The 25,303-nt window shown below is 46.6% G+C and carries 24 protein-coding genes; 12 read left to right on the top strand and 12 right to left on the bottom strand.

Annotated elements, in window-relative coordinates; translation table 11 throughout:
* Positions 1–775: 775 nt before the first annotated feature.
* Positions 776–1,930 carry an MFS transporter gene (locus KW844_RS02100; protein ID WP_218375048.1) on the bottom strand — a complete coding sequence of 385 codons (1,155 nt, stop codon included), beginning with the start codon at positions 1,928–1,930 and terminating at the stop codon, positions 776–778.
* A gap of 15 nt (positions 1,931–1,945) precedes the next feature.
* A complete protein-coding gene (locus KW844_RS02095; RefSeq protein WP_218375047.1) occupies positions 1,946–2,692 on the bottom strand; it encodes a DeoR/GlpR family DNA-binding transcription regulator in 747 nt (248 codons plus the stop codon).
* An 83-nt stretch (positions 2,693–2,775) separates the two neighbouring features.
* Here KW844_RS02095 and KW844_RS02090 point away from each other — a divergent pair, with 83 nt between their 5' ends.
* Positions 2,776–3,315 carry a 5'(3')-deoxyribonucleotidase gene (locus KW844_RS02090; protein WP_218375046.1) on the top strand — a complete coding sequence of 180 codons (540 nt, stop codon included), beginning with the start codon at positions 2,776–2,778 and terminating at the stop codon, positions 3,313–3,315.
* Positions 3,316–3,333: 18 nt separating this feature from the next.
* On the opposite strand, the gene KW844_RS02085 is transcribed toward KW844_RS02090, so the two are convergent.
* Together KW844_RS02085 and KW844_RS02080 are read right to left on the bottom strand one after the other, a co-directional pair.
* Positions 3,334–3,870: a hypothetical protein gene (locus KW844_RS02085; RefSeq protein WP_218375045.1), complete on the bottom strand. Its 537-nt coding sequence runs from the start codon at positions 3,868–3,870 to the stop codon at positions 3,334–3,336.
* Between the two features lie 142 nt (positions 3,871–4,012).
* Positions 4,013–4,618, bottom strand: a complete 606-nt coding sequence (locus KW844_RS02080; protein WP_218375044.1) for a helix-turn-helix transcriptional regulator — start codon at positions 4,616–4,618, stop codon at positions 4,013–4,015.
* 441 nt (positions 4,619–5,059) lie between these two features.
* On the opposite strand from KW844_RS02080, the gene KW844_RS02075 reads away from it, so the two are divergent.
* From KW844_RS02075 to KW844_RS02065, 3 genes are all read left to right on the top strand, one after another.
* Complete coding sequence (locus tag KW844_RS02075; protein ID WP_218375043.1) at positions 5,060–5,380, top strand: hypothetical protein; 321 nt, start codon at positions 5,060–5,062, stop codon at positions 5,378–5,380.
* 195 nt (positions 5,381–5,575) lie between these two features.
* Positions 5,576–7,489, top strand: coding sequence for an acetate--CoA ligase (acs, locus tag KW844_RS02070; protein WP_218375042.1), 1,914 nt, complete (start codon positions 5,576–5,578; stop codon positions 7,487–7,489).
* Positions 7,490–7,602: 113 nt separating this feature from the next.
* Positions 7,603–8,547 carry an alpha/beta hydrolase gene (locus KW844_RS02065; protein WP_218375041.1) on the top strand — a complete coding sequence of 315 codons (945 nt, stop codon included), beginning with the start codon at positions 7,603–7,605 and terminating at the stop codon, positions 8,545–8,547.
* Between the two features lie 180 nt (positions 8,548–8,727).
* On the opposite strand, the gene KW844_RS02060 is transcribed toward KW844_RS02065, so the two are convergent.
* The 6 genes from KW844_RS02060 to KW844_RS02035 form a co-directional block, all read right to left on the bottom strand.
* Positions 8,728–9,294 carry a murein L,D-transpeptidase family protein gene (locus KW844_RS02060; protein WP_218375040.1) on the bottom strand — a complete coding sequence of 189 codons (567 nt, stop codon included), beginning with the start codon at positions 9,292–9,294 and terminating at the stop codon, positions 8,728–8,730.
* A gap of 135 nt (positions 9,295–9,429) precedes the next feature.
* The gene (locus KW844_RS02055) at positions 9,430–12,372 is read right to left on the bottom strand and encodes a pitrilysin family protein (RefSeq protein ID WP_218375039.1); all 2,943 of its coding nucleotides are present in this window, start codon (positions 12,370–12,372) and stop codon (positions 9,430–9,432) included.
* A 157-nt stretch (positions 12,373–12,529) separates the two neighbouring features.
* Positions 12,530–12,892: a hypothetical protein gene (locus KW844_RS02050; protein WP_218375038.1), complete on the bottom strand. Its 363-nt coding sequence runs from the start codon at positions 12,890–12,892 to the stop codon at positions 12,530–12,532.
* Positions 12,893–12,921: 29 nt separating this feature from the next.
* Entirely contained in the window at positions 12,922–13,869 is a 948-nt protein-coding gene (locus KW844_RS02045) for an outer membrane beta-barrel protein (RefSeq protein ID WP_218375037.1), read from the bottom strand.
* Between the two features lie 16 nt (positions 13,870–13,885).
* A complete protein-coding gene (locus KW844_RS02040) occupies positions 13,886–14,932 on the bottom strand; it encodes a hypothetical protein (RefSeq protein WP_218375036.1) in 1,047 nt (348 codons plus the stop codon).
* A 26-nt stretch (positions 14,933–14,958) separates the two neighbouring features.
* Positions 14,959–15,444: an RNA polymerase sigma factor gene (locus KW844_RS02035; protein ID WP_073084517.1), complete on the bottom strand. Its 486-nt coding sequence runs from the start codon at positions 15,442–15,444 to the stop codon at positions 14,959–14,961.
* Between the two features lie 378 nt (positions 15,445–15,822).
* On the opposite strand from KW844_RS02035, the gene kbl reads away from it, so the two are divergent.
* The 8 genes from kbl to KW844_RS01995 all read left to right on the top strand — a co-directional run bounded on the left by kbl (position 15,823) and on the right by KW844_RS01995 (position 23,921).
* The gene (kbl, locus tag KW844_RS02030) at positions 15,823–17,010 is read left to right on the top strand and encodes a glycine C-acetyltransferase (protein WP_218375035.1); all 1,188 of its coding nucleotides are present in this window, start codon (positions 15,823–15,825) and stop codon (positions 17,008–17,010) included.
* A gap of 129 nt (positions 17,011–17,139) precedes the next feature.
* Positions 17,140–17,946, top strand: coding sequence for a class D beta-lactamase (gene blaOXA, locus KW844_RS02025; RefSeq protein WP_218375034.1), 807 nt, complete (start codon positions 17,140–17,142; stop codon positions 17,944–17,946).
* 281 nt (positions 17,947–18,227) lie between these two features.
* The gene (locus KW844_RS02020) at positions 18,228–19,253 is read left to right on the top strand and encodes a VWA domain-containing protein (RefSeq protein ID WP_218375033.1); all 1,026 of its coding nucleotides are present in this window, start codon (positions 18,228–18,230) and stop codon (positions 19,251–19,253) included.
* A gap of 14 nt (positions 19,254–19,267) precedes the next feature.
* Complete coding sequence (locus tag KW844_RS02015; protein WP_218375032.1) at positions 19,268–20,059, top strand: tetratricopeptide repeat protein; 792 nt, start codon at positions 19,268–19,270, stop codon at positions 20,057–20,059.
* 174 nt (positions 20,060–20,233) lie between these two features.
* Positions 20,234–22,201: a (E)-4-hydroxy-3-methylbut-2-enyl-diphosphate synthase gene (gene ispG, locus KW844_RS02010; RefSeq protein ID WP_218375031.1), complete on the top strand. Its 1,968-nt coding sequence runs from the start codon at positions 20,234–20,236 to the stop codon at positions 22,199–22,201.
* Between the two features lie 72 nt (positions 22,202–22,273).
* Positions 22,274–22,537 (top strand): hypothetical protein, encoded by a 264-nt coding sequence (locus KW844_RS02005; RefSeq protein WP_218375030.1) that lies wholly within the window; start codon positions 22,274–22,276, stop codon positions 22,535–22,537.
* Positions 22,538–22,584: 47 nt separating this feature from the next.
* Positions 22,585–23,001 carry a DsrE family protein gene (locus tag KW844_RS02000; RefSeq protein WP_218375029.1) on the top strand — a complete coding sequence of 139 codons (417 nt, stop codon included), beginning with the start codon at positions 22,585–22,587 and terminating at the stop codon, positions 22,999–23,001.
* A 26-nt stretch (positions 23,002–23,027) separates the two neighbouring features.
* The gene (locus KW844_RS01995) at positions 23,028–23,921 is read left to right on the top strand and encodes a LysR substrate-binding domain-containing protein (protein WP_218375028.1); all 894 of its coding nucleotides are present in this window, start codon (positions 23,028–23,030) and stop codon (positions 23,919–23,921) included.
* A gap of 2 nt (positions 23,922–23,923) precedes the next feature.
* Here KW844_RS01995 and KW844_RS01990 read toward each other — a convergent pair whose 3' ends face one another.
* Both KW844_RS01990 and KW844_RS01985 read right to left on the bottom strand, forming a co-directional pair.
* Positions 23,924–24,430 (bottom strand): GNAT family N-acetyltransferase, encoded by a 507-nt coding sequence (locus KW844_RS01990; protein ID WP_218375027.1) that lies wholly within the window; start codon positions 24,428–24,430, stop codon positions 23,924–23,926.
* Positions 24,431–24,468: 38 nt separating this feature from the next.
* Positions 24,469–25,218: a metal-dependent hydrolase gene (locus KW844_RS01985; RefSeq protein WP_218375026.1), complete on the bottom strand. Its 750-nt coding sequence runs from the start codon at positions 25,216–25,218 to the stop codon at positions 24,469–24,471.
* Between the last annotated feature and the right edge of the window lie 85 nt (positions 25,219–25,303).

Raw genomic sequence — 25,303 nt, 5'->3', positions numbered from 1 at the left:
GGAACAAAAAAATCGTGCAAAGTTACGGAGATTAGAGATTATTGCACAAAAAAATTTTTAGGAATTACTCAACCGCAATTTTATTGCAGTTATTTTATGTATTATATTACGTGTTATACTCATACATGCATAGTACCTATGTTTCTTTTTTCACAGTACATATACGATAAATACGAAGGCTGCAACTTAAGTCAAATCACCGGTACAAAAATCCAACCTGTTTCGGAGGAAGCGTTTTACATCAGACTCAACAACACCAATGCTTTCCTCAGGTTTTGCTGGGAATCAGGTGCTATGAATTATACACCTAACCGGGATCACTTTAATCGCTTTATAACCAATGATACCTGGCGGTTCCTTTCGGAGGACCAGCTAAAAAACCTTATAACTAATGAATCCACACACCTCTACCTGGAATTACCGGATAACAGATTCATGATAAATATCAAACCCATTAATATCTTTAATAAACTCTTTAGCAAACTCAGCAAAAAGGTAGTAAAATCAGGTTTACAGGAACTTGATGAAGCCTATATTATCCAAATGACCAATCCTTTTGACCTTTATAAAATAGAACAGGAATTGGTTTCGCTCGTTAAAAGACCCTATGGTCGGTGCATTAGCCTTACTACAAACCACCAGGACGCGGTAACAACGAAATTTTATTTGCATCTCCAATTTTCTGATTTCCCTGAAAACGAGGCCGACCTTGAATCATTGCTGCATACCTGCTATACAATCAGGAATAGAATCTTTGGGCAGGAAAAGTTTATCACTAAATCCTGATCCTACTCGCCAACACCGCTATCAACGCCCCCATCACCGCTATCATAGTAAACGAAACAGACAAACTGCTTACCTGCGCTACAAAACCAATCAGCGGAGGCCCGCAAAGGAAGCCCAGGTAGCCAATGGTAGAAACTGTGGCCAGCGCCATTCCGGGCGACATCAACTTCGTTGTACCTGCTGCACTATAAACTAAAGGCACTACGGAGCACACACCGAGTCCTACCAGCATAAATCCGAAAATAGCAGAGAAGAAGTAAGGGAAAATAACCGCAATCAGCAGGCCACCGGCTGTAAGCACGCCACTGGCCACCAGCATCAGCTTAGCCCCGTATTTGACACGCAGGCCATCGGCAATAAACCTGCCGGTAGCCATGGTCGTCATAAATGCAAAGGAGCTGGCCACGGCAAAGGAAGGATCAATTTTCAACACCCTGCGGAAGTAGATGATACTCCACTCAAACATAGTCCCCTCACAGATCATAGAGCAAAACGCGATGATGCCAAGCGTAAGCAGAAATTTATCCGGCCTGGCAAAGAGCGGCTGGTTAGCGGAAATATTTGTGTCTTGTTGTATGATTCGGGAAGATGTAAGCGCTACGATGGTCCACCCCATCATGGCTACAAAAAGAAAATGATAGACAGGCTCAATCCGCAGGGCCACCATGATCCAGCCAATGCCAATACCAGCCGCACCTGCGGCACTCCATAGGCCATGAAAGGATGCCATAATGGAACGACCGTACATAGCTTCTACTGCCACCGCCTGGGTATTTACCGCAATATTAGCGAGGTTTCCAAAGAAGCCGAACAGTACCAGCACGCTCATCAGCTGCCAGGGAGCTGTTGCCAATCCAAGTACAGGAAGTAGCGCTGCATAAGCAATCCCTGCATTTACCACCACCTGCCGGCTGCCGAATTTAGACACCAGCACGCCCGCCGTAGGCAGCGAGATGATAGAGCCAATGGGCAATGCCAACAGCACGGTGCCCAGCCCCGCATTACTCAGGTGCATGGACTGCTGGATATCTGCGATGCGGGATGTCCAACTGCTGAAACACAGTCCTGTCAGGAAAAACAATGCACTCACGGCAATGCGGATCGTTCGTTTGCCAGCTGCCTGTATGGATAACTCATTTATCATTTACAATCGTTGATGTTATATCACCTGGATGCCCAGACTACTATATGGTTTGAGGGAAGGTAATTCCGGGTTATCAGTCACGATGGTATCAATCCCCTGGATATCGCAAACCTTGTAAGGCTCTGCGGTGCCCATTTTATCGCTGGTAGCCAGGGCAATGGTTTTATAGGCAGATGCCACCATTTCTCTTTTCACATCGGCTTCGTTCAGGTCCAGCCCCGTTACGCCAGCCTCAGGATGCAGGGAGCAAATGCCGAGAAAGCAAAGGTCGGCTTTAATACGTTGAAACATCTTAATTGTTTCCATACCACCGGCTGTCTGGGAATCTTTTCCGATACGGCCACCTGTAAATATCAGGTCTATAGAGGGGTGATCCACCAGTTTGGCCGCAATCGGAACGCTGTTGGTAATAATGGTCGCTTTCAGGTGCATCGGCAGTATCTGCGCCAGCATGAGTGTGGAGGTGCCACCGTCGAGAATGATCGTCTGCCCGTCGTGTATGAGCGACAATGCTTTGGATGCGATGTGCTTTTTATCATCTTCGTGGTATACGATCCTTTCTTTGAATGAATATGGGTTGGGTGAGTGCGGGATGGCGCCACCGCGAACTTTAATCAGCTGGCCACTCTGTGCCAGTGCTTCCAGGTCCCGGCGCACGGTATCTTCTGATACCTGCAAATCGTTACTCAGTTCAGTCTGCAATACTTTATGATCCGCCTGCAGCTTCCTCAATATATAGTCCAGCCTTTCCTCTTTCAGCATAATCTTGCCATTTTCTGCAATATTATGAAATAATTTGCGATATTTTGCTGAATTTTGCATAAGTTTGCAGAAAACAGCAAAATATGGCAAGAATAGCAATTGATATGGACAATGTGATGGCAGACTTAACGGCGCACATGATCCATTTATATGAGCAAAAGCATGGCATAAGGGTAACGCGGGAGTCGCTCAACGGCCATCCGGATGGCGGAGGCTTTCCGATAGAAGGGGAAACGCTGAAATTTATCCATGAGGAGGGCTTTTTCCGTGGCCTGCCGGTAATGCCGGATAGCCAGGAGGTGATCCAATCGCTGATGGACAAGCATGAGGTATTTATCGTATCTGCTGCCACGGAGTTTCCTTTATCTCTTAAGGAGAAGATAGACTGGCTGGGCGAACATTTCCCTTATATCAGCTGGAGGAACGTGGTATTATGTGGTTCCAAAACCATTGTGGAAGCGGATTACATGATAGACGACCACGATAAGAACCTGCGTTATTTTAAAGGTGAGCGATTATTATTTACGGCTCCTCACAATATTTATATTAACGACTACAAGCGGGTAAACAACTGGCAGGAAGTGGCTGCATATTTTCAGTTGACGCCTGCGCTGGTAAAGTAATAGCAGTTCACACGATAGTCAGATCTGCGCTGGTTGTTTCTTTTCCAGTGCTTTCAATCTTCTTGAACATTGTTGTAGCTCCATAGATTTATCCAGGTAGGCTTCCATCCAGTTTACCTCCTGCAGCGCTGTTTTCGGATTGGTGAAATAGGCGGGATCGAGCTGTATGGCGGTCGCCAGCAGCTGCAGCTGTGCAGTGCTGAATACTTCCTGATCAGTCCACTCATATAATTCATCCGTCTTAATATTTAGGGAATTGGCTACCTGCTTTGGTTTCAGCTTATGAATAGCGAAGTAGAGCAGGAGTCGTTCACCCTGGTGGGGGGTATTTTGCTCATTCAGGGAGTCCCAGTTCAGAAACTCTTCCAGGGTGATTGGGATAACCTGGAGTAATTTCATCAGTTTCTCTGTTTTGATTTTGGGTTTAAGGAAGTTATCGTACAGTCCAGGCCGGGTGTATCCGGCAAGCTTTGCGAAGGTGGTGAGTACGAACCGTTTATCTCTTAAAATGCGCCTTAAACGTATACCATGATGGATCTCATAATGTGGTATCATAAGCTTGTAAAACTGTGTTTTTTAGTTAATTCCGGGGTACACACAGTCACACAAATATAGCTCTTTATGATTACAAGCTAACAATATATATCATTATAATTATTGACAAAAAGATATCATTTTGATACGCTGCGTATCAAAATCAGCGGGTTTTCGCAACTTTCTTAACCTCCTGGAGTTCCCGGCGTAGCTGGATTACTTCGTCCTTAAGGTTATTGTAAAGGTGGAGCAGTTCGTTATGGTCTTCGAGCAGCTTATAGTATTTCTCTCTTTGGGTCATCATTTCTTCCGTGTCGCTGTTCCGGGCTTCGTCCACTGTCCCTGGGTTTAAAAAGGCTTCCAGGCTTATGTCTACGGCTTTTGCGGCCCGTTCCAGCTCACTGGGCGAGAAAGTCTGTTTTTCGAAGAGATTGTACATGGTTCTGCGGCTCATATCCATCCGCTCTGCGAGACGGCTTCTATTGAGCCCTTTTTCGGCAATAATGGCGACCAGGCGTTCTCCATGATGCAGGTTTTTATCCTGCGCAATCAGCTGTGCGCCGTTCCAGCGCATGAACTCTTCTGTGGTGATGCCAATGATAGTGCAAAAACGCTCCAGGTTGGCTCTTTTCATATCACTTTTGCGGAGGTGATAATGCGCTATCTGGTTGGTAAATCCGGCTTTCTTTGCAAAGTCGATGACCTTGATCTTCCTTTGTTTCAGAATCTGCTTTAACCTATGCCCCATGTGTATCAGGCTCGTCTGCATCGTTAAGTTTTTTGTTTACATGACCGCCTTCCGGAACTCCCCGGAGGTAATCGCCGTATAATTTAGCAAAAAACTGCCGCATGATGATAATAAAATTATTATTTCAACAATTTCTTAATGCATAAATCACCGTTTGGCGGGGGTAACGTAAACGCTTAAACGAATAATTATGATCAAATGATTATCACTTTTAGAATGGGAACACCTATTTCGTAATGATATTTTTTGTGTCAGCAAACCACCTGACAAAATGTATACTTTTTTGAGAAATTTTGCCCGCTACAGTCAAGCACCCGCTCAATAAAACACCCTACCACACTGCATTTCAACCGACAAATATTGATTAAAAAAATGTATGAATAATTTGTTACATTCAAAAAGATTATAAATATATTTGCTTACACAATTAATATTCATTCATCCTTTGTTAAAACTAAAAATATGTTGCCCCGACTCAAACCAACCATTGAGAAGATTAAATCCACGATGCCGAAAAGCAGTAAAAATATCCTGGCGGTATTTCACGCCCGACTAACAAACGTCCCGATCACGTTTCGGGAACGTGTTTGTAAAGAATGCAAATGGAGCGTTCCTACATTCTATCGCAAAATGAGGTTGAAAGACAAACCTGATGAGCATGGAGAAATAAACTTTGCGCTTAGTAATGCAGAAAAAGAAAAAATTATTGCGGTCCTGTTCGAAGTATTACAGGATACGAACCGCTATTTTTCAAGAACACAGAAAAAAAACTCGTCAAAATGAATCTTTAATTTCTAATTAACGACACAAAAAATGAGTACCTCACATTACATTCTTGTAAGCTGAGGTTTTTTTGTTGTATAAAAATTTAATAAATAAGCCCCCTGTTTAGATTTTCTCTATCAAACTTCCAATTTTTCTTAAATTTAAAGCCCGTTAGGAAATGCTTGTACTTAACCAATTAACAATTACGGTGCTATGTCGTACCCATACCAGATTAAGAACATTGAAGAATACCAGCAGGCTTATCAACAGAGCGTAATGGACCCAGAGGGGTTCTGGGCCAACATTGCAGACCACTTTCTGTGGCGCCGCAAATGGGATAAAGTGCTGGAGTGGAATTTTAAAGACCCGGAGATTAAATGGTTCCAGGGCGGCAAAATGAACATTACTGAAAACTGCCTGGACCGCCACCTCGGTACGCTCGGCAACCAGCCGGCGATCATCTGGGAACCTAATGATCCGGAAGAAAGACATCGTATCCTCACGTATCGTGAATTATACAATAAAGTAGTACAGTTTGCCAACGTACTCAAAAACAACGGTGTTAAAAAAGGAGATCGTGTATGTATTTACATGGGCATGATTCCTGAACTCGCCATATCCGTACTGGCATGCGCCCGCATTGGTGCCATCCACTCCGTGGTATTCGGCGGCTTCTCCGCACAGTCCATCGCCGACAGAATCAAAGACGCTTCCTGCAGCCTCGTGATCACCTGCGATGGTGCCTTCCGCGGCAATAAAGATATTCCGTTGAAATCTGTTATAGATGACGCCCTCATGGGATGCCCTACCGTAGGTAAAGTAATCGTGTGCACCCGCACCCGTACCCCCGTGAGCATGCTTAAAGGCAGAGACGTTTGGTGGGAAGATGAAATCAAAGCGGTAGAAACAATGGGCAACCCACCGGTAGCCGCCGAAGAAATGGACGCAGAGGATATGCTCTTTATCCTCTACACCTCCGGCTCCACCGGCAAACCCAAAGGTGTAGTACACACCTGCGGAGGCTACATGGTTTACGCCAATTACACTTTCGTAAATACCTTCCAGTACCGGCCCGGCGAAGTGTACTTCTGTACCGCCGATATCGGCTGGATCACCGGTCATAGCTACATCATTTACGGCCCATTATCCGCCGGTGCCACCACGCTGATGTTCGAAGGGGTACCTACCTATCCTGACGCCGGCCGCCTCTGGGAAATCGTGGATAAATACCGCGTAAACACTTTGTATACCGCCCCAACAGCCATACGCAGCCTGATGGGCTTTGGCCTCGGTCCGGTAAATCATAAAAACCTCAGCTCGCTCCGTAAACTGGGCTCCGTAGGGGAACCTATCAACGAGGAAGCATGGCATTGGTTTAAAGATAACATCGGTAAAGGCAGATGCCCCATCGTAGACACCTGGTGGCAAACAGAAACCGGTGGTATCATGATCACTCCTATTGCCGGTGTGACCAAAGAAAAACCTGGCTATGCCACCCTCCCGCTCCCCGGCGTACAGCCAATACTGGTAGATGAAACCGGTAAGGAGATCAAAGGCAACGGCGTGAACGGGAACCTCTGTATCAAATTCCCATGGCCAGGTATGCTACGCACCACCTATGGCGATCATGAACGCTTCCGTAATACCTACTTCAGCACCTACGAAAACCTCTACTTCACCGGCGATGGTTGCCTCCGCGATGACGATGGTTACTACCGCATCACCGGCCGTGTAGATGATGTGCTCAACGTAAGCGGACACCGCATCGGTACCGCAGAAGTGGAAAACGCCATCAACATGCACGCAGGTGTCGTGGAAAGCGCAGTAGTCGGCTATCCTCACGATATCAAAGGTCAGGGTATATACGCTTACGTTACCATGGAAAAACTCACCCATGATGCAGAGCTTACCAAAAAAGATATCGCACAAACAGTAGCCCGCATTATCGGACCTATTGCCAAACCCGACAAAATTCAGTTTGTAAGCGGCCTTCCTAAAACCAGATCCGGCAAAATTATGCGCCGCATCCTTCGCAAGATCGCTGAAAATGATATGGACAACCTCGGTGATACCTCTACCCTCCTCGATCCTGGCGTGGTAGAAGAAATCAAACGTGGTAAACTCTAATATGCTGTTGCAGCTGCCTTAACGGGCAGCTGCTTTTTTTCCAATATACTCCTCCGCCTACCGGAGAGATTCCGCACTCCGCGCGGTGGACTGTCGACACCAACAGACATTTTATGAAACTGCTTAAACGCCTGGGATACTTACTCCTGGCCCTCTTCCTCCTCCTCAATGTGATCGCTGCGTTCCATGTATGGAAGTTTACCCATTTCTACGACGACCCAAGTCATGTTAATAAAAAGCCGGAGCAAATGGCTATCGGAGAAAAGATGCAGATGATACTGCTAGGGGTCCGTATATCCAAATCCGTTATAAAGCATTTTCCTGATACCGTTTATAAAGACGTAAATCTGAAGACTGCCAAAGGAATTCGTATCAACTCCTGGTGGATACCGGTAGCCAACCCCATTGGTAATGTCATCCTCTTCCACGGCTACAATGGCTCCAAACAGGGCCCGCTGCCGGAAGCGGCTTATTTCCGCAGCCTGGGATATAACACACTGCTGGTCGACTTCAGGGCACACGGTAACAGTGGCGGTAATACCTGTAGTATCGGGTTTTATGAAAAGGAAGAAGTCAAACTCGCCATGGAGTATGTGCAACAGCAATCTAAAAAACCAATTGTGCTCTGGGGCGTAAGCATGGGTGCTGCGGCCATTCTTAACAGTATTGCCCAATACCAGCTGCAACCGGCAAAAATCATTATAGAATGCCCGTATGCTACGCTCGTGGATGCGGTAAACAGCCGCATGCGCTCCGTACATCTGCCCACTACCCCACTTTCACAGCTCCTGACCTTTTGGGGCGGCCTTGAACAAGGCTTCTGGGGCTTTGGCATGCAGCCAGCGGCATACGCAAAAAAAGTAAGCATGCCTACGCTCTACTTCTGGGGCAAACAAGATATCCGCGTGATGCAACATGAAACAAAAACGGTATTCAACAACCTGGGCACAACAAACAAGCAACTTTATGTGATAGAGAAAGCGGGTCATGAGTCTTTCTGCCGCAAGGTGCCGGCAGAGTGGAAAAGAGAAGTTCGTAAGTTTCTGCAGCATCAATAAAAAAAGCGCGCACCATACGAGTGGAGCGCGCCCCTTCACCCGGTCATACCCGTCTATATATGTGGATTCATGGAATTTCCCCTGGTGGGAAACTATTCCATTACATGCGATCCGGAGGAGCTCTCTCAAAGTTAAGTGGCATCGCTGCCATCCGAAATCAGCATCTCCCTATATAAAAAATTATTTCCTGATTACTACGGGAGTGCCCACTTTAATGAACTCAAACAGTTCATTCACATCCCTGTTTTTCATGCTGATGCAACCGAGGGTCCAGTTGATACGGCCTTCTACATAAGCATCCGTTATGCCTGAGCCTGATTCTACACCATGAATGCCGATTCCACCACCTGGCGTTGCAGATGCAGCAATAACACCGTTGTCCTGCATGGTTCTGAACTTCTGTATACTTGCTTCATTCGGATAATCGAGCAACAAAAACCGGCTCCACAATCTGTCAATTCTTTTGCTTTGAATATGAAACGTTCCTTCAGGTGTGAGTCGGTCGCCCTCCCGGCGTTTGTCTGTCTGGTCGCGGTTTCCGAATACGACTTTATAAATCTTCCGCAAGGTTACATCTTCATACACATACATGCGGTAGTCACTCTTATCTATCAATAAAAAAATCTTATCTGCATCAATGTTTGAATTGTTTAATCGCACATTATACAGGTCATTGTTATTCACAAACCCTGTGAGCGCAAATAACGACAACAGGGCTGCGATCCAATAAAGACGGCACTTTTCCATAGGGTATCCGATAAAATGCTTTTAACGTAGGAAGACCTTTATTTATTGTGATCTGAACCGATACCGCCCAGAAAGCAGAACGGGGATAAAACGGTCTAAGACCGCTTTATCCCCGTTCCGGAAATATCATTAAGTTTAGTATCCGAAGATTTCTTCGAGAGATACTACTTTCACTTCACCCAGTTTCTTCAGATCTTCCAGGTTTACTTTTTTCTCGCTGGCCACAATGCAATAGATATATGGCTTGTTAGCAAGATTATTATCATGGAATTTCTTCACATCATCGAAATTCATTTTATCGATAGACTCGTACACTTGTTTGCGGATATCATAATCCAGACCCAGTTTTTGAGCGGCCAGGTAACTGAAAATGATGCCATCGTTGGTGATACGTTCTGTTTCAATATCCTGTTTCATGCTGAGCTTAGCGGTAGTGAGCCCCTTTTCTGAACGTGGAATTACGTTCAGCAGTTCGTTCATACCAGCAATGGCTTCATTCATTTTATCTGCCTGGCAACCTACGTAGGCAACAGTAGAATATTTCTCATTCTTCCTGTCAGGAGCTGCGTAGAAAGCGTAGGTAGAATAAGCCAGCGCTTTGGATTCGCGGATGGTCTGGAACACGATAGAACCCATGCCACCACCGAAGTAGTTATTGAACAGGTTGATGATACCTGTGTTAGCCGGATCATACTCCCCATTGTTTCTAACCCAGTTTACCTCGGACTGTACCATATCGTAATCGGCAAACAGCACCTGTGCATTGCCGGTAGCCTGTTTTGCAAATTTAGTAGCTGCCGGTGCCTGGGCAAAAGTAGCTGGTACTTTGTGGAGGCGGGTGATGTCAGCTGTAGCAGCAGCCAGTGTTTGCGGACCCCAGTAAATTACGGTGTGTTTGTAATTCATCAGGTTGTGCAGCATGTCTGTCAGCTCTTTGGAAGTAAGGCCATCCAGCTCTGCCTGCGGCAGCGTGTAGTTGAAAGGATTTTTAGCACCGTACATGGCGTAGTTGCTAAGGCCTTTCTGGATATTGCCTTTATTCAGTTTACTGTCGGTTCTTACCTTGTTCAGGCGGCTTTTCAGCGCAGCCAGTGCAGCGTCATTCGGCTGGCAGTTGGCGATGATGTGCTCAAATAAAGCAACTGCTTTATCAAAATTTTCCTGCAGACCGCTGATGGTCACTGTAGTATTTTCACTACCAGCTTGTACGTTGAAGTTACAAGCGATGTTGTAGAATTCTTTACTGATCTGATCTGCACTGTATTTATCTGTGCTGAGGAACTGCAGATAGCTGGCAGCCAGCATCAGTTTTTTATCGTTCAGGGTACCGATATCGAAGCGGTAGTAGAGGCGGAACAGTCCATTGTCTTTGTTCTGCACATACAGCACATCAGCATTACCTACTTTGCCTTTCTGAATATCTTTTTGGTAGTCGAGCCACTGTGGCTGAACCGGAGTAGCAGGCATGGCAGCAACTTTCTCCAGGAACGGCGACTGTGCTTCCCTGTTGACTTCTACCGGTGTGATAGAAGGCTTTTCTACCTTTTCGATGTTTTTGTCTTCACCTTTACGCTTATACAAAAGCACATAGTTGTTGCCCAGGTATTTGTTTGCGTAATCGATGATCTGTTGTTTGGTAACCGTGTTCATATCCGTCACGTAAGCAACATCAGAGGCCCAGTTTTTACCGCGACTTTTGATGAAACCGTCCATGATGCTGTTAGCTCGGTTGCTGTTGTTTTCAAGACCCTGGAGCTCTCCCAGCTTGGCGTTGTTTACAATTGCTTTTACAAGTGACTCATCGAACTGACCTTTTTTAAGTATATCGATCTGACCGAGCAGGAGTGCCTTTACATCTTCCAGTGACTGACCAGGTTTTGCCTTACCATTCAGCATGAGGATGGAATAATCTTTCCATTGCAGGAGGTCTGCTCCGGCTGCTAATACTTCCTGTTTTTTGTTCAGGTTGAGATCAAACAGCCCTGCTTTACCATTTTGCAGGATGGCAGACATTACGCCCAGCAGCAGGTTAGATTTGGTATCCAGGCCGCCTGGCATTCTGAAAGCGATCATTACGTTTTCAGCATCAGGACCCATCACGGTTTTAACGATTGGGGCGCTGATAGGCTTTTCAGGAGCTGGTTTGTATTCTTTAACCGGTTTAGGCTGCATGTAGCTGAAACGCTGATCGATGGCTTTGATCACATAGTCCGGATCAAAGTCGCCCGCCATTACGATGGCCATATTATTAGGCACATAGTATTCGTTGTAAAACTGGCGGATGGCTTTCAGGTTTGGATTTTTCAGATGGTCCACGGTACCGATGGTGGATTGCTGACCGTAGTTGTTGGTAGGAAACAGGGTGCTGAGCATTGTTTCATACATTTTACGGCCATCATTATCCAGGCCGCGGTTTTTCTCTTCGTATACTGCTTCCAGTTCGGTATGGAAGAGGCGGAACACCGGATCTCTGAAACGTTCTGCCTGTACGGAGAGGTATTTATCTACGGCATTGGAAGGAATATCTTCCTCGTAGATAGTTTCTTCTGTCCAGGTGTGGGCGTTAGTTCCCTGTGCGCCCATGGCGGTCATGAGTTTATCGTACTCATTGGCGATGGCGTATTTGGCGGCGATACCGGAGATGCTGTCGATCTGGTGGTATACTGCTTTACGGGCGTCGCTACCGGTGGTTTTATTGTATTTATCGTAGAGATTTTCGATCTGATCCAGGTAAGGTTTTTCCTTTGACCAGTCGAGTGTTCCGTATACCTGGGTGCCTTTGAAGAGGAGATGCTCCAGGTAGTGCGCCAGCCCGGTATGATCTTTAGGATCGTTGTTGCTACCGGCACGTGTACCGATGAGGGTCTGGATTCTTGGGTCTTTTTTGTTGACACTGAGGATAACGGTGAGTCCATTTTTCAGGGTGTAAAAACGCGCTTTCATCGGGTCGTTGGTTACATACTTATAGGTATAACCACCCGAGGAGGCACCTTTCCACTCGTATTTATCCTGCGCTCCGGCCACTGAAAATGAGCCGGCGAACGCTAATACCAGGGTTGCCTGTTTAAGAATTCTCATAAAATGATTGGTTTTTTTAAATAGCACTCAAATATAGCCGGAACTATAAAAAAAACCTGTAAATGGGGAAGATAAATATATAAACGGCAATGCGGGGCCAATTACAACCGGTTGTAATTATCCAGATGGGGGTTGTGTTGAGGGGTAAAGAGAGATGTTAGGGGTTCAGGTCGGTGGACTTATAGTTCACTGTACTGACGAACAGGGAGTCTACTTCGCTCACGGCGGCGGCGAGCAGGATATTTGTGTTTTCAGCGGGCTTTCTATGGGCGCTGGATTTAGCGGGATAGACTTTTGCCAGCTGTTTGCTACGTGCCGGCGCGGATACCACATTATGCTCCAGCGCCTGAGCGGCGGCAAAAATAGCAAGATCGTTATCTACAGGGCTTCCTGGGCTAGCCAGTGTAGGAATATTTACGTCGGGTTGCGTTCCTACACGAACGCCGAGCAATCTCTCATCACAGGAATGTACCCATGCGATACAGCCTATGCAGGCCATAAGGGCAACTAATGAACGCATAATTTCAATTTAGAATCTGGTCAAAAACATTAGAATCCATTCAATCGAAGACCGATAGAGAATGGATACTGCTGCAAACCGTAGTCATGCAGGGCGGTAAGTGCAAAATTAGCGTACAGTTTAACTGGTCCGTAACCCAGTTCACTGGCGAGTCCGAAGCGCCATTTATTCAGATTAAAGTCATCTGTTTTTCTGACTTTTCCTCTTTCATCACTTACCTGTTTTGTTCTGCCCTTCAGGAGATAACCTCCCTGTACACCGAAGCTAGCCTGAAAGGCTCGCGCGGGGCGGGCAGGGTTAGAATTGAAGTTTAGCATTAGCGGAATTGATATGTATTCAGCGAAAAGCTTGTTTTTTGAAAACTCTACACTATCACGGATGATGGTGGTAGGATAACCCGGTTCATAGCTGATATTACGGGCATATCGGTAGTTATTCATTTCCAATCCTACAGCATATAACAAGTTAAGTTTGTGTTTTGTTATATTAAGTCGTTGTTCTAACAGCCAGATATTGAAATTGATAGACTTTCCGGTGATGAGTTTGAACTCTGAGGGGGTCAGTGGCTGACTGGCTGACCTTGGAGCCATGGTGGCTAAACCTACTGCGGAGTAGCTGTAGGCATCCTTGTTGGCAACTGTCAGTTGGGAGGACTGATTTACGCCTGCGAAATAATTGGCGTAGGCGGCGCCTGTATAGTCACTTCTGTCTATATAGTTGTTAAACCCTAAATCAAATACGAAGAACCTGGTCTGCAGGTTTTTTTTGAGTTTATTTCTGGCGTAGGCGGTATCACTGTAGAACTTGTAGCTATTACGGCCTTTATCGTTCTTACTTTTAATGATAATGAGTCCTTTGATCTGAATAGTATCAGCTACAGCACCGGGGTCCTTGTATGTATCAACAGCTTTCTGTGCATGAGTTAATCCTGACCACAACAACAACAGCAACAGTGTGAGTAAACTTTTATGCTTCATATGCTATTTTCAAATATTATTTATTCCTTTTCCGGGAGAAAAATTTAGCCACATTGGTCACCTTATCCAGGATTTTACTATCGCTACCACTGACAGAGATGAGCAGTTCACCTTTAACACTTTCGGGAGCAGGCCGGCTGGCAGCCACGTTGGTACTAGCGGTGGCGGCATTAGCTGCCAAAACAGGCTCCTTTTCTGCTGGCTTATCAGCTGCGAGCGGGTGATTGGATGCTACCGCAGGCATGGTTACTGCCGATGCTTGTTTTTCAACAATTTCCTGGGATACATTTCTGGGTGGAGGCAACGGAATAGCTGCTACATCAGCTTTGCTTACCTGGCTGGCAGCGGCGGGCTGAGGTATGGCTTCCTGATGCACGGTGACGGCCTTAGGCTTTAATGCTGCTGGCGTTTTAGTGGTACTTCTTTCTGCGGAAGGAGTATTGACAGTATTTCTGTTAACTAAATCATCTTCATTGTCCAGTACGGTCGGGGCAGGTACAGGTACTGGTGAGTGCTGGGGCGTAGCGTGTGCCAGCACAGGTTTGGCAGGTTGATCGTCCACCTTGTTGAATGGCATCATCCATACCAGTACGCCTGCTACTACAGCTGCTGCGGCTCCCCACCATACAGGGGAAATACGGCGTACCGGCGTTTTAGTGGTGCGGTACAGCGAAGCCCTGTCAGGGAACACTATTTGTTCAGTTGGATCAAGTTTTGCTGCCTGGAACTGCGCCAGTGTTTTGGCTGCTTCCGGGTGTGACTGCAAGTGGCTGGTAAGTTCCAGCTGACCGGCAGTATTGAGTTCGCCATCAATATAATCCAGCATGAGGGTTTTCAGTTGCTCATCTGATCCCACTCCCCTGTACAGGGCGTGTTTGTGATCAAATACAATATCCTCGTCGGGCTCCAGCCGGATACTGTCCAGCAGTTCCAGCTCCTGCCTGATGGCCGGATGCTGCTGCAGGAATGCTTCCAGTGCAGTCCGTTCTTCCCCGCTTAGCTCGTTATCTATATAACTGAGCAGGAAAGCCTCATAATTTGATATGTTAATATCTATTGACAAACTAATTATTAGCAATTATAATAATATCAAATAACATTTTCGATTTTTACGAGGTAGTTCTTGAGATGAATCCTGGCCCTGTGCAGGTAAACTTTCACCTGGGAGGGGTTCAGATTCATGATTTCTCCTATCTCTTCATAACTATAACCCTCATAATCCTTTAACATCACCAGCGAACGCTGCACTTCACTTAGCTTAGCCAATGCCTGTGCAATCACTTCCTTGGCATTGTTGATCTTATGATCCGATATCTTCTCTTCCTCCTTAAACTGTTCTACCAGCGTGATGCGCTTCACCTTACGGACATGGTCGATCATATTGTGGTAGCCCACTGTAAACAGGTATGACTTGGCCTTTTCAAAAGGCACATCCTGGCAGTGCTTCCACAATATCTCAAATGAGTTCTGTACTACGTCCCGGGCATCTTCCGCGTTCTCTAAATTCTTGACAATGAACCGAAAGAGATTGTCCGAGTACAGATCCACACATTTATTGTACTCCTTTTCCGTCATTCAGGTGGCGCGGGATTTAGTGCTAAGTTCCGACAAATACTTCAATGCCAATCCCCGGAATCCATCCGGTTCTTTCATCCCACACCACATACAAACCACAATTTCACACATACCAGTTGCAGGGAACAGTTATAACAAACTGACTGTCTAATTCTTATATATTTAGAGAAAAAATAACTCCTTCTGTATAAGCTATTTGTATCAGTTTAATCAATTACGGCATCAATAATCATGATACTATTATGACGGAGAGCAGTAACTAAATGTTACACCTGGGTCAAACTTTTTACATCAAACTCCTGTTCTGGCCTAAACGATTGATAATCGTAATATTTTAGTGCTGCAACAAGCAATTACAAGGTTTAAACAGAAAAAAACATGAATACCAAGTTTACTGCCCGCTTACGGGAAGAACTGGACGAAATCAATAAGGCCGGTCTGTATAAAAGAGAGCGTATCATTACTTCGGAGCAGGGAGCTGAAATACAGGTTGGGGGCGAAACTGTAATTAACTTTTGCGCCAATAACTACCTGGGACTGTCATCCAGCCCGGTAGTGATCAAAGCCGCCAAAGATGCGATTGATACGCATGGATACGGCATGAGCAGTGTACGTTTCATTTGTGGTACCCAGGATATTCACCGTGAACTGGAGCAGAAAATCTCCAAATTCCTCGGCACTGAAGATACTATCTTATATGTGGCAGCATTTGATGCCAACGGTGGCGTATTTGAGCCCCTGTTTGGTGAACAGGATGCAATCATCTCCGATGCCCTGAACCATGCTTCTATTATCGACGGCGTACGCCTGTGTAAGGCACAGCGATTCCGTTATGAACATAATAATATGGCCGACCTGGAGGCAAAACTACAGGAGGCCAAAGATTGCCGCAGCCGCATCATCGTTACAGATGGTTCCTTCAGCATGGACGGTACCATTGCCCAACTGGACAAAATCTGCGACCTGGCGGATAAATACGATTCCATTGTAATGTCTGACGAGAGCCACTCTTCCGGATTCCTGGGTAAAACCGGTCGTGGTACACACGAATACCGCGGTGTAATGGGCCGGGTAGATATCATCACCGGTACCCTCGGAAAAGCCCTCGGCGGTGCTTCCGGCGGTTTTACCAGCGGGCCTAAGGAAGTGATCGACATCCTGCGCCAGCGCAGCCGTCCATACCTGTTCTCCAACTCAGTAGCGCCAAGCATTGTAGGTGCTTCCATTGCAGTACTGGATATGCTGAGCGAAACTACCGACCTGCGTGATAAACTGGAATACAACACCAAATATTTCCGCAGCAAAATGACCGAAGCCGGCTTCGACATTAAGCCAGGCGATCACCCGATTGTACCGGTAATGTTGTATGATGCTCCGCTGAGCCAGCAATTTGCTGACAAGCTGCTGAAAGAAGGCATCTATGTAATCGGCTTCTTCTTCCCGGTGGTGCCTAAAGGTCAGGCCCGCATCCGTGTACAGCTGAGTGCCGCGCACGAACAGGAACACCTCGATAAGGCGATTGCCGCATTTACCAAAGTAGGTAAAGAACTGGGTGTAATTAAATAAGGCAGGAGTTCCCATCCTCATAAATGCTGAAATTGGCGCAAGGAGTGGCAGTGATTGCCTGCACTTTGCGCCATTTGGCTTTTTGCTTTCAGCTTTATACTTACTTTTGCAGCTACCAAATATTAGATCATGATCAAAAAACTCGGCTGGGTGCTGGCAGTTGTCGTTATATCCTTGGCAGCCTGTGCTCCCAACAACGTTAAAGAAGAAAGAAGCTGGGAAAAATACTTCAGTGAATTTAAGGTAGAAGGTACCTTCATGCTCTTCAACAACAGCAACGGCGTATTCAAGGTATATAACCTGGACCGGGCCAAACAGGCATTCCTACCTGCATCTACCTTTAAAATCTTCAATTCCCTGGTAGGCCTGCAAACAGGTGTGGCGAAAGATACCACCCTCGTTATTCCATGGGATAGCGTTACCCGCGAAATGCCTGAGTGGAATAAAGATCTGACTATGGGAGAGGCCTTTCGGGTATCGGCAGTTCCTTATTACCAGGAATTAGCCCGCCGCATTGGTCAAAAAGGCATGCAACTCTGGCTCGACTCCGTGAAGTACGGTAACATGAAAATCAGCCGTATTGATACCTTCTGGCTGGACAATTCCCTGAAAATCAGCCCGGATGAACAACTGGGTCTCGTAAAGAAATTATACTTCGATCAACTGCCTTTCTCCAAAACTGCCATGAGAGAAGTGAGAGGCATGATGCTGCGCGAAAAAACTGATAAATATGAACTCTTCCACAAAACCGGCTGGGGTAGAGAAGGTAAGAAACATATTGGCTGGATGGTAGGCTGGATCGAGGAAAACAGACACCCTTCCTTCTTTGTGCTCAACATCGAGTCCGAAGATCCAAACTTCGATATGATAAAGGCACGTGCTACTATCTTACGTAATATTCTCACAGATGCAGGTTATTATAAAGGGGAGATGTAATCGCCCGTTCACTTTATATCTTTTTGTAGGGAAGGGTGCACCGTTGGTGTACCCTTCCCATTTAAGCAAGATGAGGGCGCAGAGAACCGCGCAAACGATTTTTATTACATCACCCGCCTGGGAAGGGAACCATTTTATTCAGCCCCACGTGTAAAAAGTGCCTCCGCAGAGCGTTAAAAAATACCTAAACCCGGTACCCGCCACTTGGAATACGTTACAAAAAAATTATTTTTGAGTTCTTACCTGGTTTACTACCGGTAATGAATATCTTAAAATAGAATATGTTACGATTTCAGCATAGTGAGTATTTATGGGCACTGACCCTCCTGCTGGTTCTGCAGCTGGCCTTCCTGGCTGTATCCTGGTGGAAACGCAGGTCTATCAAGCGTATTGGCGATCCTGCCCTGGTAGAAAAACTTTTTACCGGTTACTCCCGCAAACTTTTTGTGCTCAAATTTTTTCTGATATTCTTCGCTTTCTTTTTTGGTGTAATTGGCCTGGCCAACCTCCAGAAAGGCAGCCGTATGGAGAAAATCACCCGTAAAGGGGTGGATGTAATGATCGCCCTGGACGTGAGTAAAAGTATGCTGGCTACCGACGTGCAACCCGACCGCCTGACACGCGCCAAACAGCTGATTACCAAGTTGATGGATAAGCTCGAAAACGACCGTATCGGCCTGGTGGTGTTTGCCGGCAACTCCTACCTCCAGATGCCGCTGACCATCGATTATTCCGCTGCTAAAATGTACCTGAGCACCGTATCCCCGGATATGATTCCAACCCAGGGAACAGCGATCGGGCAAGCCATACAAACAGCTGATGATGCCTTCAATAAGAAAGAACGCAAGCATAAAGCCCTCATCGTGATTTCTGACGGGGAAGACCATGACGAAACCGCCGTGCAAAAAACAAAAGCAGCATTTGAAAACGGTGTAGTGATAAATACCATCGGTATCGGCTCTACCACCGGATCTCCCCTGCCCGATCCGGAAACCGGCGGCTATAAAAAAGACAGGGAAGGCAACACCGTTGTATCCAAACTCAATGAAGGTGAGCTGAAAGGCATTGCCTATGCCGGCCACGGCATCTACGAACACCTGGAAAATAACACCGATGACGTAGTAAACACCCTCGCTGCCAAAATTGACAGCATGGAACAAAAAGAGTTTGGTGAAAATATTTTCACCGATTATAACAGCTATTTCCAATATTTCCTGGGCGTAGCCCTGGCATTGTTACTGATAGAATTCTTTATTCCGGAAGTTCGCCGTAAGAAAAAAGAGGAATTGCCATCTTCCGTAGCATAACAACAACACAACACATGAAACTACAGTTAATAAAATATGGATTTATCTGCATTGCAGTGCTGACAAGCCTTACGGCAGGCGCACAGCAAAAAGGCTCCGGCAATAAATACATCCGTAAAGGCAATGAGCTGTACAGTAAACAACAATTTGCCGACGCGGAAGCCAACTACAAAAAAGCCCTGGAGCAAAACGCCCAGTCTGCCGCCGGTAACTATAACCTCGGCAACTCGCTCTATAAACAAAAAAGATACGAGGAAGCCCGTAATCAATACGCTAACAGCCTGAAACTCGCAGAAAAAAAAGATATGAAATCTGATGCCGACTATAATATCGGTAACACTTTCATGGAAGATAAAAAGTGGGAAGAAAGTATAAAGTCATACAAACAGGCGCTTAAGATAAATCCTAATGACGAGGATGCCCGTTATAACCTCGCCTACGCACAGGCTATGCTGAAAAAGCAACAGCAGCAAGGTGGCGGCGGCGATAACAAAGACAAAAACAAGGATAAAGACAAAGACAAGGACAAAAAAGATCAGAATAAAGACCAGAACAAGGACCAGAATAAGGATCAGCAGAACAAGGATAAAGACAAACAGGATAAGGACAAAGATCAGCAGAACAAAGACCAGCAGGATAAAGACAAACAAAACCAGGAACAGCAGAAACCAGAGCCACAGCCCAGCAAAATGAGCAAACAGGAAGCAGAAAGGCTCCTGCAGGCATTAGGTCAGGAGGAAAAGAAACTCCAGGATAAAACCAAGAAGGCCAAAGGGCAGGTAGTTCCAGTTGAAAAAGATTGGTAATCAATTAGCTAAAGATATATCAGAAAAATCCCTCCGCCGTTGGCGGAGGGATTTTTCTGAATAATAGGAGGGCCAACGGCCCTCCTATTATTCAGAAAAACATATTGTCCCTTTCTGCAAGGAATATTGAAGCCCACTTTCTTAACTTTGCACCAGCAAGGAAAACATAATCGCATGCAGCTTTATTGCAACTCATTAACATCCTACAAACGTCTGGACACCTTAGAGGTGAAAGTGGGAGATCTCGTGATCGGCAACCATCACCCTATCCGCATTCAGACAATGACCACCACCGATACAATGGATACGGCCGCCACTGTGGCCCAAACCATACGTTGCATCGAAGCAGGCGCCGAGCTGGTAAGGATTACAGCCCCCAGTAAAAAAGAGGCAGAAAACCTGCTGGCCATCAAAAAAGAACTTCGCCGTCAGGGTTATCATACGCCCCTCGTGGCCGATATCCACTTTACGCCCAATGCCGCGGAAATAGCCGCCCGCATTGTAGAAAAGGTGCGTATCAACCCGGGAAACTATGTAGATAAAAAGAAATTCGAAACACTGGATTATACGGATAGTGAATACCAGGAAGAGATAGACCGTATCCGGGAACGCTTTACCCCGCTGGTAAAAATCTGCCAGGAAAATGGTACAGCCATGCGTATTGGTACCAACCACGGCTCCCTCAGCGACCGGATTATGAGTCGCTACGGCGATACCCCGATGGGCATGGTAGAGAGCGCTATGGAATTCCTTCGCATTGCCGAGGATCTGAGCTACCGCAACATTGTACTGAGCATGAAAGCCAGCAATCCTCAGGTAATGGTGCAGGCTTACCGACTCCTGGTGCAAACCATGCAGCAGGAACTGGGTCACAGCTATCCGCTGCACCTGGGTGTAACAGAAGCCGGCGACGGAGAAGATGGTCGTATTAAATCGGCCATTGGTATCGGCACCTTACTGGAAGACGGCGTGGGTGATACCATCCGCGTATCCCTTACCGAAGATCCGGAATTTGAGCTGCCGGTTTGCCGCGATATCATTCAACGATATACCAATCGCAGCACTACCCCGGAAGCCACACAAACACCGCTGATACACGTGCCTTACTCTCCCTTCACTTACAAACGCAGGGATAGTGAAGCCGTTGAAAATATAGGCGCCAAACAGGTGCCGGTAGTAGTAGCCGACTACAGCAATGCTACCGCCTTACAACCTTCCGACCTTACCGCAATTGGCTACACCTACGATGAGCCCAGCGATAAATGGAATATCGCAGATGCAGCAGCAGATTATATCTACACCGCAGATCTGGTTCCTGCTTTCGGCCTGCCGGGTACCCTGCGCGTAGTGCTTAACGCCGATACCTGGAACAACCTGGCGGAGAAAGACCAGTATCTCCCATATTATAACCTGCAACAATACCTGCAGGCAAGCAAAGAAGGACAAAAAGCCAAAGAACAGTTTATTGCCATCAATTGCGACAACCTGGATACACCGGAAATTGCCTCCCTCCTGCAACTGGCCACTGATCCGCAACAAGCCGCTGCAATGGTATTCAGTGCCAGCAGTACAGGCCCTACCGCCATGGCTAATGTGCGTCGTTTCTTCACCCTGCTGCTTGAAAAAAATATAACCGTTCCCGTTATTATCCACAGCAGCAGCCAACAGGAAACAAACGACCAACACCTGATTCATCATGCTACAGAAGCCGGAGCCCTCCTGCTGGATGGTTTTGGTGATGGTATCTGGTTAACCAATCCCATTGTGGATGCAAGCCAGTATGCTACACTCAATAATGTGGCCTTTGGTATTTTACAGGCCACCCGTACCCGCATTTCAAAAACAGAATATATCTCCTGCCCTTCCTGCGGCCGCACCCTGTTTGACTTACAGGAAACCACAGCCCGCATCCGCGCGGTAACCCATCACCTGAAAGGCGTTAAAATCGCTATCATGGGATGTATCGTAAACGGACCCGGGGAAATGGCCGACGCCGACTTTGGCTATGTAGGAAGCGGCGTAGGTAAAATCACGCTGTACAGAGGCAAAGAAATAGTGAAGAAAGGGCTTAACAGCGATGTGGCAGTGGATGAACTGATAAACCTGATCAGGGACAATGGCATGTGGGTGGAGAAAAATTAAATCTCCCTTAAAAAACCCTTACAGGTATATTATTCATGAAATATTTTCTTAATTTTTATGAAACATATTTTTATGAAAAAGTTTCTGACCGGCCTGATGGCACTTATGTTGATTGTATCAGCAGCCATTGCGCAAACACCTGCCAAAGCCACTAAAAAAGAGGCCACTAAGAAAGAAGCCACCGCTGCGGCCCCGACCAAGAAAGACGGTACACCTGACAAGCGGTTCAAAGAAAACAAACAAACAGCCAAATCCGAAGGGCCTAAAAAGAAAGACGGTACTCCGGACATGCGTTACAAAACCAATAACAAAGACGCAGGCAAGAAAAAATCATAAAACACAAAAGCGCCGTTATACGGCGCTTTTGTGTTTATATTGCGATCATGAAGCAATTACTATTAGCAGCGGCAATTTGCGCGTGTAGTTTTCTGCCCGCCAAGGCCCAGCAGCCATCCACGTTTAAGGCTGTTTACCAACTCAACAGTGACGATGATAAAGTTATCCGTGCCACGTTAAGAAACATCAGCAACGCCCTGTCTGACCCACGACTACAAAATAAGTTAACCGTAGAACTGGTAGCCCATGGAAGCGGCGTAGCCGTATTCCTGAAGAGCAAGCCTTACGAACAACTGCTACAGGACCTGAAAGCCAAAGGCGTGATCCTGGTAGAGTGCGAGAATACGCTGAAGGAGCGTAATATTGCCAGGTCAGAGTTATTTCCGTTTATCCAATATACGCCCAGCGGCAACGGTGAGCTGATCATCAAACAATCGGAAGGCTGGGCCTATATTCATCCATAATAGCGGATTTTAAGTATTTTTATCACATGTTCGATTTCAGACTCAAAGTATTTCATACCGTTGCCAAGCGCCTCAGTTTTACCAAGGCGGCTGAAGAGCTTTACATTTCTCAGCCGGCTGTGACCAAGCATATCCACGAACTGGAGCAACAGTTGGGCATGGCTGTATTTGAGCGCATCGGCAATAAGATTAAACTGACCCGTGCAGGCCAGCTGGTGATGCACCATACAGAAATCATTTTTGCTGATTACCGCAACCTGGAATACGATATCAATCAGCTGAAGCATACACAGGGTGGTATGCTGCCGATAGGCGCCAGCAGCACCATTGCGCAGTACCTGATCCCGCCGCTGATGGCCAAGTTTAACCAGCGTTATCCGGATGTAAAAACTTCACTCACGAGTGGCAATACCGAACAGATTGAACAGGCACTTTTTGAAAAAAGTATACAGCTGGGGATTATAGAAGGTAGTTCTAAAAATCCCCAGTTAAAATATGTAGAGTTTGCGAAAGATGAAATTGTGCTCGTGGGCAATTCAAAGCATACTTATGGCAATGGCGAGCCTTTATCACCGGCGGAATTAAAAACCATTCCTTTACTCATGCGCGAGCATGGTTCCGGCACGTTGGAAGTGCTTACCGAAGAGTTGAAACGGCTGAAACTGAAAATCACAGATCTCAATATTGCCATGTATATGGGTAATACGGAAAGCATCAAATCCTATCTGTATCATGCGCCATGTGCGGCATTTTTATCGCTACAGGCCGTACAGCGCGAGCTGGAGGCAGGTGAGTTTGTAGTGCTGCCCATCAGGAATTTTAAACTGGTGAGAAAACTGCATTTCACCTATTTACAGGGGCAGCAGGACAAGCTGGCGCAGTTGTTTATTCGTTTTACCCGTCAGAATATTTCAGAATAGTTTTATTTTTTAGGGAGATGCCAGTACAGCATATCTCCGGACTTATATCCCAACCGCATACCCAGCTTTTGCAATACCCTTAGCGAGGCAATATTGGTAGCGTCACACTCGGCCACTATGCGGCGTACAGGCGTGTCCGTGAAAGCCCAGTTGACCAGTGCGGCGGCAGCCTCTCTCATATAACCCTGTCCCCTATACGCAGGGAGCAGGTAGTAACTGATTTCTGCCTGTCCGTTTTTATCGGGGCGACCTTTAAAGCCCACGTTCCCGATCACGGTTCTTTCTGCCCGGGTAACAATGATCCAGAACAGCCATGGAAACGCTTTGGGATCATGCTGCAGGGATTCAATAAAATACGGTATCATTTCTTTCAGGTCTTCCGGTGGCCATTCGGCGGGGATGAATGCATCCAGTTCAGTGGCGGCATGTGCATTCCCCAGGTAGATATGTGTCAGCAACGGTAGCCGGCACGGATACACCATTAGCCTGCTCGTAGTCAGGGGCAACATAGTTAGTTGGTATTACGGATAAAATATTGGCTAGTGCTTTACCACTGTTTCAGCTTGAGTCCGGAAGTCTCAAGTACTTCGCCGGGTTTCAGCTCGTGTATTTCCAGGTGCGACAGGTCTTGCGTCAGTTCTTTTAGTCGTTGGGGCGTTCCTGTTAGTGCCGGCATAGTGCCGTAATGACAGGGGATCACGTGGTTTACTTTCAGTAGTCTGGTGGCGAAAGCTGCTTCCAGCGGCCCCATGGTAAAGCGGTCGCCGATAGGAAGTATGGCAATATCCGGTTCATATATCTCCCCAATCAAGGCCATATCACCGAATACGGAGGTATCGCCGGCGTAGTATACGGATACATCGTCGCTAAGCCAGATGATGAAGCCATTGGGTTGGTGCAGGTAGCCTTGTTTGCCATCGGGCTGCGTGATGGCCGCATGGTGAAAGGCGTTGGTCATGGTAATCCTGACATCCAGCAGGGACACGGTGCCGCCGGCATTCATGCCTTCAAATACGTGGGCGGGCACGCTGTTGTTTGCCAGGTAAACTCTTACGCCCGGGTTGGCAATCACTTTGGGCGAGAGATTACGGATCATATCAATGATCTTTTTGTCCATGTGATCACCGTGGCCATGGGTGAGCAGGATCAGGTCCACCTGTTCCGGAATGGCGGTGCCGGCAGGGAGATAAGGGTTGTCGGTATACCATGGATCAATGAGGATTGTTCTTCCTTCCGGGGTAGTTATTTGAAAACTAGCATGGGCGAGGAACTTGATTTTGGTGTGCTGCGTGCTCATATAAAATGCCGGTTTTACTGCTAACCGAATATACTATTTCTAGTCCGCATAAAAAAAGCCGTTCCGGTTATAATCGGAACGGCTA

Origin of the sequence: Chitinophaga sp. sic0106, from assembly GCF_019219075.1 — a bacterium.
Lineage (GTDB): Bacteria > Bacteroidota > Bacteroidia > Chitinophagales > Chitinophagaceae > Chitinophaga.
The sequence above is the reverse complement of the archived record's forward strand: the minus strand, read 5'-3'. Positions and strand labels throughout refer to the sequence as shown.

What these genes read in the sequence shown, in the direction of transcription:
- KW844_RS02100 (WP_218375048.1), bottom strand. Translation starts at nt 1,930, where the DNA reads ATGATAAATGAGTTATCCATACAGGCAGCTGGCAAACGAACGATCCGC.
- KW844_RS02095 (WP_218375047.1), bottom strand. Translation starts at nt 2,692, where the DNA reads ATGCTGAAAGAGGAAAGGCTGGACTATATATTGAGGAAGCTGCAGGCG.
- KW844_RS02090 (WP_218375046.1), top strand. Translation starts at nt 2,776, where the DNA reads ATGGCAAGAATAGCAATTGATATGGACAATGTGATGGCAGACTTAACG.
- KW844_RS02085 (WP_218375045.1), bottom strand. Translation starts at nt 3,870, where the DNA reads ATGATACCACATTATGAGATCCATCATGGTATACGTTTAAGGCGCATT.
- KW844_RS02080 (WP_218375044.1), bottom strand. Translation starts at nt 4,618, where the DNA reads ATGCAGACGAGCCTGATACACATGGGGCATAGGTTAAAGCAGATTCTG.
- KW844_RS02075 (WP_218375043.1), top strand. Translation starts at nt 5,060, where the DNA reads ATGTTGCCCCGACTCAAACCAACCATTGAGAAGATTAAATCCACGATG.
- acs (WP_218375042.1), top strand. Translation starts at nt 5,576, where the DNA reads ATGTCGTACCCATACCAGATTAAGAACATTGAAGAATACCAGCAGGCT.
- KW844_RS02065 (WP_218375041.1), top strand. Translation starts at nt 7,603, where the DNA reads ATGAAACTGCTTAAACGCCTGGGATACTTACTCCTGGCCCTCTTCCTC.
- KW844_RS02060 (WP_218375040.1), bottom strand. Translation starts at nt 9,294, where the DNA reads ATGGAAAAGTGCCGTCTTTATTGGATCGCAGCCCTGTTGTCGTTATTT.
- KW844_RS02055 (WP_218375039.1), bottom strand. Translation starts at nt 12,372, where the DNA reads ATGAGAATTCTTAAACAGGCAACCCTGGTATTAGCGTTCGCCGGCTCA.
- KW844_RS02050 (WP_218375038.1), bottom strand. Translation starts at nt 12,892, where the DNA reads ATGCGTTCATTAGTTGCCCTTATGGCCTGCATAGGCTGTATCGCATGG.
- KW844_RS02045 (WP_218375037.1), bottom strand. Translation starts at nt 13,869, where the DNA reads ATGAAGCATAAAAGTTTACTCACACTGTTGCTGTTGTTGTTGTGGTCA.
- KW844_RS02035 (WP_073084517.1), bottom strand. Translation starts at nt 15,444, where the DNA reads ATGACGGAAAAGGAGTACAATAAATGTGTGGATCTGTACTCGGACAAT.
- kbl (WP_218375035.1), top strand. Translation starts at nt 15,823, where the DNA reads ATGAATACCAAGTTTACTGCCCGCTTACGGGAAGAACTGGACGAAATC.
- blaOXA (WP_218375034.1), top strand. Translation starts at nt 17,140, where the DNA reads ATGATCAAAAAACTCGGCTGGGTGCTGGCAGTTGTCGTTATATCCTTG.
- KW844_RS02020 (WP_218375033.1), top strand. Translation starts at nt 18,228, where the DNA reads ATGTTACGATTTCAGCATAGTGAGTATTTATGGGCACTGACCCTCCTG.
- KW844_RS02015 (WP_218375032.1), top strand. Translation starts at nt 19,268, where the DNA reads ATGAAACTACAGTTAATAAAATATGGATTTATCTGCATTGCAGTGCTG.
- ispG (WP_218375031.1), top strand. Translation starts at nt 20,234, where the DNA reads ATGCAGCTTTATTGCAACTCATTAACATCCTACAAACGTCTGGACACC.
- KW844_RS02005 (WP_218375030.1), top strand. Translation starts at nt 22,274, where the DNA reads ATGAAAAAGTTTCTGACCGGCCTGATGGCACTTATGTTGATTGTATCA.
- KW844_RS02000 (WP_218375029.1), top strand. Translation starts at nt 22,585, where the DNA reads ATGAAGCAATTACTATTAGCAGCGGCAATTTGCGCGTGTAGTTTTCTG.
- KW844_RS01995 (WP_218375028.1), top strand. Translation starts at nt 23,028, where the DNA reads ATGTTCGATTTCAGACTCAAAGTATTTCATACCGTTGCCAAGCGCCTC.
- KW844_RS01990 (WP_218375027.1), bottom strand. Translation starts at nt 24,430, where the DNA reads ATGTTGCCCCTGACTACGAGCAGGCTAATGGTGTATCCGTGCCGGCTA.
- KW844_RS01985 (WP_218375026.1), bottom strand. Translation starts at nt 25,218, where the DNA reads ATGAGCACGCAGCACACCAAAATCAAGTTCCTCGCCCATGCTAGTTTT.